The organism is Hanstruepera ponticola, from assembly GCF_012931685.1.
GTDB lineage: Bacteria > Bacteroidota > Bacteroidia > Flavobacteriales > Flavobacteriaceae > Hanstruepera > Hanstruepera ponticola.
Map to the genome: position 1 here is coordinate 36,791 of NZ_JABANC010000005.1, position 11,056 is coordinate 47,846.

Below are 11,056 nucleotides of genomic sequence, written 5' to 3' on the forward strand. Positions count from 1 at the left end.
TTTAGCTTGAAAAGTTTTTAATTATTTTATTGATTTCAACAAGTTTTTCATCAGGAAAATATTCAGTGTCTTTTTTATTTTGATTGTATACTTTTATTTCTTTCAAATCATTTGAAAAATCATATTCTTTCAGGTTTCCTACATCAATAATTTTATTGAGCGTTTGCAAAGGGTTTTCGACAAATTCTTCATAATGTATTTCACTATATTTTGGTTTTAATTTTCTGACTTCCATTTCTGCAACTTGATCAATTTTACACAATTGAAATACGGTTATTAACGCTGGGTCCGTTTTAATGGATTCAGCAAATTCCAATTCTTTGTCAGAATAAGCCCCATACCACCACAGCTTATTATAACCTCGTTTTTTCCAAAAGTTAACTTTTAGAAATGAATTTAAAGTTGGTATTTTATTTCGTTTTAAACTTATAATAATAGCATCTGGAAACAGCTGTAATAGAAATGAAATTCGAGGTGCTCCATTAATTTTCATTACCAAGCGCTCTTTATTTTGATAAATAACCATTTTGCTAAAATAATTTCTTATAAAATCTATTCGCTCTTGGCTTATTTTAGTATCTAATAAAAAATCTCTCGAAAAATCAATGTCTTCACCGGTTAAGTAATTCCACATGCCAAAATTTTCTCCTGGTATAAAATGGTATTTGTTTAAAAACCCTGTTTTATTAAGTTGTTTTTTTTGGCCAAACTTTCGCCAAAGTTTATTGTCAAATATATTTCTAGCTAAATTAATTACTGGGTATTTATAAAATTTTTGCTGATAGTTTGACGGATAGGCTAAACTAGGATGCCTACACACAAGTTCATAAATAATGGTTGTTCCTGTTCTTCCTGATCCAATAAATATGATAGGTTGCTGTATGTTTTTATAATTCTTCAATTCGTACGCTTGTTTTGTTTTGCTTTAAAACACTTAAAAAGTGATCTGTCATTATTTCTATAGTATGATGGTTCGTAGCGAAAGTTTTGGTATTATTTGCAAGAATTTCATACTCATTAAAGTCTGATAAAATTTTCTCTATACTTTTAGCAGCCTCGCTAACATCGTTACACACATAACCAAGATTATTAGATGCAATGACATCACTTGGGTCAGCTCCAAAAACTAATGTTGGCAAACCACGCAACCAAGCCTGAATATAAGTGTTTGAAAACCCTTCAGATTTAGATGTGTTAACCAATAGTGAAGCTTTGTCAAAATAGCTTAAGGATTCTTCAAATGATAATTGACCCGTAACCTGCAAACCATCCGGTTTATTTTTCAAAATAGAACTAACATATGCCTTATCACTATGGCTTCCTATCATAATAAACTTATAATCTCTTTCAATTAAAGCATTTGCTAATTCAACGAACAGTTGTGGTCGTTTATTTAGTCCAAAATTACCACACCATATAATTGTTTTTTTTGAAAAATTAGTTTGGGGTTCAAAATGGAATTTAGGAGTTGGATGTCCAGAAATCATTCTTTCGGATTTCATATCAAACTCATTCTCTAAAATTTTGGACTGTTTGATATTTTGAGTAAATGCTATATCTACTTGCTTCATTCCCTTATTTCGAAACCAATCCATGATTTGTGCATTTTTCAAAAACACATGGTACTTTATATATCCAACTTTATCAACTGTGTTATTCTTTTTAAACTTTAATACGTGATAGTTTTTATATGGCGATAAGTTATCTGTACATATCCAAATAAATTTACAGGAATTGCTTTTGCAATATTTCCCAATTACATAACTTACGTTTGAGGATAATCTTTGGACTATGATTTCTGGCTGCAGCTTTTTAAGGATATAATCATATTTATTTTGGTCCATCCAATGGAATCTACCTGAAGGTTTTAACCAATGGATTAGCACATTATTCTTTACCTCATGAGTATTTACCTTATTAGCAGTAGTAGTTTGACAAACGTAGGAAACTTTAAAGCCTCTTTCAGCTAAAGCTTGAGATAGATAATTCGCTTGCACCTCTGCACCACCTCCTCTTTCCGATATATGCCAAGGCATTACAATACAGATTCTCTTTTTCATGAATTACTATTCATTTTATATGTCCATAAACCAATCATATGAGCGTACTTCTTACCAAAAAATTTGTCCAAAATCCATTTTGATCTAATAAAGGTAAATCTAAATAGAGGAAATTTATGAAGTTGTTTAAACAAAAAGTGATATCTTTTTAATCCAATGTAGGTTGCATAATATGAAACTTTACAAGTCTTTAGCCCGTGCTTTGTTAACAGGTTTTCGATTTCATCTTTATCAAAATAATACTGATAAAATTCTCCTTTTTCATTTTCTTTATTTTTAAGCTTGATATAATTTTTCTTTAAAACCGGAGAAAAATATGGAACACTTAAGAATATCAGTCTATTTGTCACACGTTTTGCCTCATTGAGAATTGTTTCCACATCTTCAGGATTACTAAAATGCTCAATAACGCCTAGGGACAGATAGACCGAAAATTCATTGTCCTTAAAAGGTAAATTTCGAATGTCTCCTTTCTGCACTTTTAAACTAGGTCTAAAATCCTTGATTTCTTCTATAATTTCATTTGAAAAATCAATACCTACTACTTCAATACCTCTATGCTCCAGAGCAGCAACAATTTGCCCTTTTCCGCAGCCAGCCTCCAAAACTTTATCATCCTTTACTATGGAGCTTAATAGAAATTTAGAGCCTCCCATATATCCTGTTTCGGATTTTTCAATGGCGGATTTAACTGATGATTTACCCCAATGTTCAGACCAAAAGTTAGCATTGTCTGCATTTGAAATATCAAATTCTGCCATTTTACCATTGTTTATTCTTTTATATACTTTCATTACAATTCCTAAAAAGTTTGATATAAGTTTCTATAGTATTACGATTGGAAAAAGTTTGATTTGCAAATACAATTGCATTATTGCTCATTTCTTTCAAATAATCCTTATCCTTCATTAGGCTCTGAATTTTTTTGGCTAGTAAGTTTAAATTACCATCAGCACAAAAACCAATTTTATAATCTTGCATCCAATTATTGGGGTCATGATGTAGAGACAAAACTATGGCTCCACTTAACCAACTTTGTATATAAGCATTTGGTAACCCATCGGCATCTGGTCTACTTGTGTTTATATAAATTTTAGCGTTTTGATAATATTTAAATGAATTTTCAAACTCAATCTTCCCTGGCATTGAAATATCAAATTTAGAGGCTAGATCTTTAATACTCTTTTCGTAACTATTATTAACTGATCCACCAGCCAGAATCGCTTTCCAATTTTTTAAATCAACCTTCTGGATTAATTTAATAAACAATTCTGGCTGTTTCCCTGGTGAAAGATTTGCCATCCACAAAATTTCATTCTTTTTTGATGTCTCATTCTGAATTGGTAAAAAATAACTTGGCAAAATAATTCCATCCTTTTTTAAATACCTTTTAGTAGTTTCTTGCTGATAGACAGATTGATTAACAATATAATCAGGCATCAACATACCTTTATTGATATACATGTCTTCGTAAAATTTAAAAGGCAAAAGTGCAACTTTGTAAAATAGTGATTTGTTTTTGCCTTTCAATCTTTTTATATTTTTCCAAAATTCAGCACTATCTTCTCCATTAGTTCCCCAAACGTAAGGTACATTATGAGCATTAGAGTATTTTCCAGCAACATATTGCAAAACATTTCTACCACGTGTATAAATTGCATCTGGCTTTAGTGCATTAAGTTTTTCTTGATAGACTAGCATTAATTTTTTCCATTCCAACAAACCCTGTTCTTTTTGAATCCAATAGAAATGAATCCCGTTTGATAATTCGTACTTTGGTTTACTTCTCTCTTTTGTAGCACATATATAATGTACATCCAATCCATATTCACTGAATGCAACAGCTAAATTATGAAGCTGTACAAACGTACCATTTACTGGACTGGTCTTATCAAACAAATATGAGTTTGCTAAAATAGCTAGTTTCATATTACTTTAATTATTCTTTAATATTTCTAAAAAATCTTTAGCAAATGTCTGTGAAAACAACTTTGCTCCCTTTACGTTTAGATGTGTCGCATTGCTAAACAAACTAATATCATCATTTCCGTACCATTTAGAATAATCTAAAAAATGCATATTGCTATGGTTTAAAGCCAAATCATTTAAACGTTCTATAATTTTATTTTTTCCATTTATTAAGGAATCGGTAACCTTGTGTTCTGGTGTATATACTAATATTAACTGCTTTTCTTTTTCGGCTGCCAATTTTGCCTCATACTCAATAAAGTTCATGCCTTTGTTAATATCATCATCAGATATAACTTTAGACTCTACGGTAATAGTACCATTCCATATATTTTTAAATCCAGTGAATCCTTTATATTTATAATACTCATCATAACTTGGATTCACAAAATTCAATTTTAATCCTTTAAGAAAATAGTTGTAGTAACCATGAAATTTATACATTGGTAAGTATTGATCTTTCCACAAATCTGGTTGAATCTTGGATAGGTTAGACTGCACGTACTGATTATTTAAAAATGGATAAAACTTATATTTCCTAAAAACACCATCTGTTCTTTTTGAAAATTCTAATGATCCAACAACATGAACAATATATTCTGTATCACTCACATTGTTTAAAGCTTGTTCCCACAACACTCTTTGCATGTTAAAATCCGCACCTGACAATCCGACTACTCTTGTGCTTATTCCTGTTATTTTTTGAATTTCACTAACATCAAAGTGATTCCATGCACGAGATGATCCTACAATTAAAACTTCATCATCTATTTCATTGTTGAATAGTAAATGTAAATCCTTATAATCATCATCCCGTAACTTATTTAATCCATTTAGCGCCATTTGGTCTAGTGCGTAAAAAATTACTATGACCAACATGAGAAAAACCAATGATTTTAACAAAAATGTTCTCATAGCAGGTTAAAATTGGAAATAAATGAATGAATTAGCCTCATTTGGCATAAATAATATTATTAATAACAGTATTGACAAGTAAACTAATTGCCTAAATAATACTGGGTATCCCTCTAAAATTGCTAAAGGGTGTGCCCTTTTCCGACCAATCCATTCAACTAAAATCAAAATAACAGATAAACATAGTATAACGATTGGATAACGCAAAATCCCTTCATTACCATTTACTATTTGATATAAATAATTCATACTGTCTCCCAATGTTTCAGCCCTAAAAAATACCCAAGCAAACGTTGTCAATACAAACGTAGAAATTATCCCTAAAAACTCTCTTAATGATGGCAAACTAGAATTAACAGCTACAATATCCAAATATGTTCTATTCTTATTCATCAATATAAGCGGTAAAAAAAACAAAGCGTTAAGAAATCCCCAAATTATAAAGGTCCAATTTGCTCCATGCCAAAAACCACTAACCAAAAAAATCACAAATACATTTCTGATTTTCATTACAGTACCTCCTTTACTACCACCAAGTGGAATATAGACATAGTCTCTAAACCATGTTGATAATGATATGTGCCAACGTCTCCAAAATTCGGCTATATCCCGAGAAAAATATGGGTATGCAAAATTTTGCATAAGGTTAAAACCAAATAATTTTGCAGTTCCGATAGCAATATCTGAATATCCAGAAAAATCACCATAAATTTGAAAGGCAAATAGTAACATGCCAAAAATTAGCGTTATAAAACTAAAGTCTTCAGGAGCATCAAACACTTGATTTACAAAAAGTGCACAATTATCGGCAATAACCATTTTTTTAAAAAATCCCCATAATATTTGTCTCATTCCATCAACTGCATAATCATATCGAAATTTCCTTTTAACTTGAAATTGCGGTAATAGATTTTTAGCACGTTCAATTGGGCCAGCAACTAATTGAGGAAAGAAGCTTACATAAGCAAAAAATTGAACAATATTATTAGTAGGATTGATTTTTCTTCTGTAAACATCAATAGTATAGCCCATGGTTTGAAACGTATAAAAACTTATACCTACTGGTAGGATAATCTGCAAAGAGGATAAATGCATGGTAATCCCAATAGATTCAAACGCTAATTTAAAATTCTCAATAAAAAAATTACTGTACTTAAAATATCCTAAAAGACCAATATTGACAATTAGACTGAATGCCAAAAGAAGCTTTCTTTTATTTATTGTTTTTGTTTTATCAATTTGCAATCCAACATTATAATCAACTAGTGAGCTAAATGCTATTAATGTCAAAAAACGCCAGTCCCACCAACCATAAAAAATGTAACTTATAATTAACAAAAATAAATTCTGCCAATTCAATTTTCTATTGAAAGCAAACCAATAAAGCAAGAATACTATTGGTAAAAATATTAAGTATTCAAATGAATTAAATAACATACTTAAACTACTGATTTATAAACAGCTCTTGTTTGAACTGCTATATTTGCCCATGTAAGTTGGGATACAGATTTTTTAATATCAGTTTTAATTGTTTTTAAATATTCTCTTTCCTCGTATAGATGCATGATTAGGTCAGCCAATTCACCTGGAGTTTCTTTCGTCATAATCCAACCTGTTTTATTCTTTTCGATAACATCAGAAACACCATGTTTCTGCCCAATAATTATTGGCAAGCCACAAGCTAGTGCATCTGTGGCTGCACCACTAAAAGCTTCAACATAAGATGTAGTAATATATAGGTCCGATGACCTGTACCAATTTATAAGATCAGCATATGGAGGATTCAATTTATCCGCATTAGATTTAGGAATTCTACCAGGTAAAACAATCTTATCTGTAACATCATATTTAGAAGCTAATTCAGCTAGATTGGTCTCAGGACCAACACATACACATTTGATTTTTTTTACGGTCTTTAATTTTTGTAATGCTTGAAATAGTAAATCCATCCTTTTTACAGAACTATTTCTACCTACTGATATCAATACAAAATCCTCTTCTGACAAATTATGACTTGGTCTCTGGTTGATAAAATTTATCTCATTAATTTTATCAATTAAGATTCCATTATGTATGACTTCAATTTTATTAGGGTCTGCTCCTAAATCAACCATATTTTCCTTATTTAATTGACTTACAGCAATTAATTTGTCTGAATTCTTAATAGTATATTTTAATTTTTTCATTAAATCTGGGTAAAGCTGTGCACCATAATCAATCTCTCTAACCACCTGAACATCAGCACCTCTTGAATGCGCGATAACTGGCAAACCTTTGGTTTTTCCTAATTTAACCGCAGTAAAACCTCCACCATGCAGCATGGGCCCATGAAGCACATTTACTTTTTCTTCGTTAATCATTTTTAAGCGGTTTTGTTTTAAGAGCCAAGGCGTAAAACGCCAAAAACTCTTTGACCGATAACAACTATAGGGATATTCAAAATCTTTTGGTACTTCTGGTAATGTTGCACAAGCTACTGAAGCAGTTACATCATTCAAGTTATTTAGGCTTAAAACTAAATTATGGACTGCGTACTCCATACCGCCAAGTCTCGGATAATGATTATTCATAATAAATCCAACTCTCATGAGGTATAATGCTTTTTAATTTCAGACATACCGATTAAAGAAACATCCATTTCTTTTGTTAACCATTCTAAATAGGAATCCAATCTATTAATAATTTTATTCATGTTTTCTAGCTTCATACTATATGGACTCATGCCTAATTCAAATTCATTACTATGAAACATCATACATAAAAAAACATTCTTTCCATTAGAAAGCTTTAAAAAATCTTGCGTTAATACTTTCATTTCCTCAACATTAGAGTAAGTAGGTCTTAACCATTTTGGTTTAGAAAACCTTGTAGTATAATTGAATAAAATGTGCTGGTAAGATGTATTTAATTTTATTTTTCTTTTTATTGATAAAGGAACTTTTGATAGCGTTCTATTCATTAACGAAACTGGCACCTGTAGTATGCGCATATCTCCTTCTTTTCTAAAATCTTTATAAGATGGATAGTAAGGCTGGTAGGGTGATCCAAAAAAATTAACAGAATTACCATTTTTGTTATTCCATTGTAAATCTGGTGTTACTGAACTATCCACAGTATATCCTAAATCCTCTAAAAATCTCAACGAATACTTACTTATCCCAAAACGACCTGCTCTAAATGACAGCGGTTGATAACCAAATGTGTCACTAAATAATGTAGTTAAATTTTTAAGTTTTTCCTTTTCAATATCGGGCTTAAAATCACTTTGGTAGTGCTTGGTGTTATCAGCATTAAAATTTGCTTCTGGTTCAATAAATTCTGAATGTAAATGTGTTCCTAACTCAACTTTATTTCCAAAACTTTTAAAAATCTCAACAGATTTTGAATCTTGAATAACTTCAGGGCTTAACAAATAGGTTGCTTTAACATTATATTTCTCAAATATAGGTTGCAAGTTTTTCACAACCCCATTATAAATATTAATAAAGGATAATGGCTGTTTAACTTTCCATTTAGCACCTTTATCACATTCAGTATCTATGGTAATTGACAAGTATATTTTTTTACTTTTGCTCAAAATCTATTCGTTTTTGTCTATACGCATATAGTGCATATTTTTTAAGTCACTATCTAAAAACAGTTTATTTTCTCCCACATACTTCAATAACGTCTTTATATTATGCTGTGAAAGATTAAAGCCATTCTCATTAAAAACACTTTTGGTTTCATCAAAATTATTTCTGATTACATTGATGTGCTTTACTCCTTTGTTACGCCAGGCTAAATCAACAATATATTGTAGTAACTTATTCATGTGATGGCTATGACCTTTGGTAAATAAAAAGTCTATTATGTAAATTTTGCTAGTACTCAATTGTAAAACTGTCGCAGCTCTCAAAACCTGATCTTCATCATAAGTTCCCAATATAGTATATTCACCTTCTGGCTTATCTAAACGCCATTTTAAGTGTGAAAGTGATTTATCAAAATAAATATCAAATTTTCCCTTATTTGAATTTATGAAAGCATGATAATCTACTAAATCAATTTCTTTAACCGATGTCTTACTTCCATTTATTTTCAACCCTTTGATTTTATAGATGATACTATTAACAATGTTGATTGGTTTAAGAAGATTATGGCCAAATCGTATTCGTTTTTGAGCTTTGAAGGTGGAGAAAAAATCCTGATAGCCTAATTTCATTAATGCTCTCCTTGATTTCTCATTTCCAGTACTGTAAACAAAACTGACGTCAATAATTTTGGAATGTGATACGCATTTATTAAGCATCCGTTCAAAAAGGCCATAACGTCTGTAATCTTTATGTGTTGCTCCATCACATAGCAATGCAAATCTCCATTCTTTTCCAGAAATAACTATTTTATTCACAATCATTTGTATGGTCGCAACGCATAACTTATTATCATAAATACAAAATGTGTATTCCTCTACTTCGTATTCTTTATCAAGATTATGTTTCCATCTGTAATATTCAGTTGATTTACTAAAATTACTCTGTAAAAGTTCCAAAAACATTGAAACTTCTTTTTTAGAGCTTTTATCTAATAATTGAATAATATAATTACTTTCTTTTTCCAATCCGCTCTTTTTTAAATAATCGTATTCTATTTAATAAATCCATGAATAATAGTTTCTCGAAAAAATACAATAGCACAACAAACAATAATAAACCAATTACTAATTGTATTGAAAGTGCAATTGGAGAAATAATTTCTATAAAATTGATGCTATAAACACATACAAAAATAATGATTGACATGATTATTGCCGATTTGACAGCTAACAAGGCACCGTTTTTGTAATCAATAATACGATTAAAGTAATAAGCTGTATAAATCCAACCGAATAAGGCACCTAGCAAATAACCAGTTATCAATCCGTAAATACCATAATCCTGCATTAAAAAATACATTATTGGCAACGAACACACCACCTCAACAATTGTTGATATGAAGATAACTCGTGACTTTCCTTTTGCTATAATGGCACTTCTTAAGATATGTGAGAGACCTCTTAACAACCCTACTACTGCTAAAATCATTAAGTAACTACCTGCCTCCTGCCACTTTGTGCCATAAAAAGTTGGTATTAAATTATTACTAATAGCCATTAACATGACCATAAAAGGAATAAAAAGAATGGAGGTTAAGTTAAGTGCTTTAATATAATTACTTCTAAACTTTTCAACTTGGTATTGAAGCTTTGAAAACCCAGGGGTAAGAACACTTGTCAATACCGACTGGATTTTAGTAGCAGGTACTATAGCTAAATTATAGGCTATATTAAATAATCCCATAATTTCTTTACCTAAATAACGACCGGTTAAAAGACCAATCATATTTTCAGCAAAAAAATACACGATATGAGCACCAAGCATATTAATCCCGAAGTTAAAAAATGGTTTTATACCTTTAAATTCCGGTTTAGAAGGCAACCATTTTCCAAAATAAAATGATAATGCTCCAAAAATGATTCTTTGAATGATCAATCGCCAAACCAACGACCAAACACCAAAACCATAAAATGCCATAATTATCGCAATGATATTGGATATAACCATTGAAGATATTTCAGCTATTGAGAACCCTTTAAAATCCATTCGCTTTTTCAAAAGAATATTAGGAAATTGAAACGTTTGTAACAGTATAACAAATCCTAAAACTTGAATAATAGGCTTTAATCCGGGTTCTTCAAAAAATGACGCAGCTAAACCAGATCCGAAAACAACAATAGCCGTTAAGAAAGTATTTAAAGCAAGTTGAACATAAAATATAGCAGAAATTTGGCCTTTAGTAATTTCTTGACTTTGAATAATAGCTGCACCAAAACCAATACTTGTTAATGCCTTCACAAAACGATTAACAATAAGTGCCATAGCAACCAAACCAAAATCACCTCTTGTTAATAAACGAGCCAACACAATGGTAAACACAATCTGAAGAACTTGTTGTGCTATATCTGCACTACCTCTCCAAGCCAATCCACTAAAAACTTGTTTTTTTAATGTTTTTTGCAATGTGGTTACTAGTGATTTATAGTTAGTGAGAAACTCAAATTCGAAATATTAAGCAAATATATTTCAATTATTGAT

10 protein-coding genes are annotated in these 11,056 nt (G+C 30.5%); all 10 read right to left on the reverse strand.

Annotation, left to right across the window (positions count from 1 at the left end; all coding sequences use genetic code 11):
- Position 1 precedes the first annotated feature (1 nt).
- A complete protein-coding gene (locus HGK31_RS11775; protein ID WP_191860178.1) occupies positions 2-901 on the reverse strand; it encodes a sulfotransferase in 900 nt (299 codons plus the stop codon).
- Positions 888-2,060, reverse strand: a complete 1,173-nt coding sequence (locus tag HGK31_RS11780; protein WP_191860180.1) for a glycosyltransferase family 4 protein — start codon at positions 2,058-2,060, stop codon at positions 888-890. The genes HGK31_RS11775 and HGK31_RS11780 overlap by 14 nt, the downstream gene beginning before the upstream one ends.
- Positions 2,057-2,854, reverse strand: a complete 798-nt coding sequence (locus HGK31_RS11785) for a class I SAM-dependent methyltransferase (RefSeq protein ID WP_191860182.1) — start codon at positions 2,852-2,854, stop codon at positions 2,057-2,059. Before HGK31_RS11785 ends, HGK31_RS11780 begins: the two co-directional genes overlap by 4 nt.
- A complete protein-coding gene (locus HGK31_RS11790; RefSeq protein ID WP_191860184.1) occupies positions 2,841-3,989 on the reverse strand; it encodes a glycosyltransferase family 4 protein in 1,149 nt (382 codons plus the stop codon). Before HGK31_RS11790 ends, HGK31_RS11785 begins: the two co-directional genes overlap by 14 nt.
- Positions 3,990-3,995: 6 nt before the next feature.
- On the reverse strand, positions 3,996-4,943 hold the full coding sequence (locus HGK31_RS11795; RefSeq protein ID WP_162919997.1) for an SGNH/GDSL hydrolase family protein: 948 nt from the start codon (positions 4,941-4,943) through the stop codon (positions 3,996-3,998).
- Between the two features lie 6 nt (positions 4,944-4,949).
- Positions 4,950-6,233 carry an MBOAT family O-acyltransferase gene (locus HGK31_RS11800; RefSeq protein WP_394368044.1) on the reverse strand — a complete coding sequence of 428 codons (1,284 nt, stop codon included), beginning with the start codon at positions 6,231-6,233 and terminating at the stop codon, positions 4,950-4,952.
- A gap of 149 nt (positions 6,234-6,382) precedes the next feature.
- Positions 6,383-7,531, reverse strand: a complete 1,149-nt coding sequence (locus tag HGK31_RS11805; RefSeq protein ID WP_191860188.1) for a glycosyltransferase family 4 protein — start codon at positions 7,529-7,531, stop codon at positions 6,383-6,385.
- Entirely contained in the window at positions 7,528-8,520 is a 993-nt protein-coding gene (locus tag HGK31_RS11810) for a polysaccharide deacetylase family protein (RefSeq protein ID WP_191860190.1), read from the reverse strand. The genes HGK31_RS11805 and HGK31_RS11810 overlap by 4 nt, the downstream gene beginning before the upstream one ends.
- Before the next feature lie 3 nt (positions 8,521-8,523).
- Entirely contained in the window at positions 8,524-9,543 is a 1,020-nt protein-coding gene (locus HGK31_RS11815; RefSeq protein WP_191860192.1) for a GNAT family N-acetyltransferase, read from the reverse strand.
- Positions 9,527-10,981, reverse strand: coding sequence for a lipopolysaccharide biosynthesis protein (locus tag HGK31_RS11820; protein WP_191860194.1), 1,455 nt, complete (start codon positions 10,979-10,981; stop codon positions 9,527-9,529). The genes HGK31_RS11815 and HGK31_RS11820 overlap by 17 nt, the downstream gene beginning before the upstream one ends.
- Positions 10,982-11,056: the final 75 nt, after the last annotated feature.

Excerpts from the sequence above, each read along its gene's own strand:
- HGK31_RS11780 (WP_191860180.1), bottom strand. The coding sequence starts at position 2,060 with ATGAAAAAGAGAATCTGTATTGTAATGCCTTGGCATATATCGGAAAGA.
- HGK31_RS11785 (WP_191860182.1), bottom strand. The coding sequence starts at position 2,854 with ATGAAAGTATATAAAAGAATAAACAATGGTAAAATGGCAGAATTTGAT.
- HGK31_RS11790 (WP_191860184.1), bottom strand. The coding sequence starts at position 3,989 with ATGAAACTAGCTATTTTAGCAAACTCATATTTGTTTGATAAGACCAGT.
- HGK31_RS11795 (WP_162919997.1), bottom strand. The coding sequence starts at position 4,943 with ATGAGAACATTTTTGTTAAAATCATTGGTTTTTCTCATGTTGGTCATA.
- HGK31_RS11805 (WP_191860188.1), bottom strand. The coding sequence starts at position 7,531 with ATGAGAGTTGGATTTATTATGAATAATCATTATCCGAGACTTGGCGGT.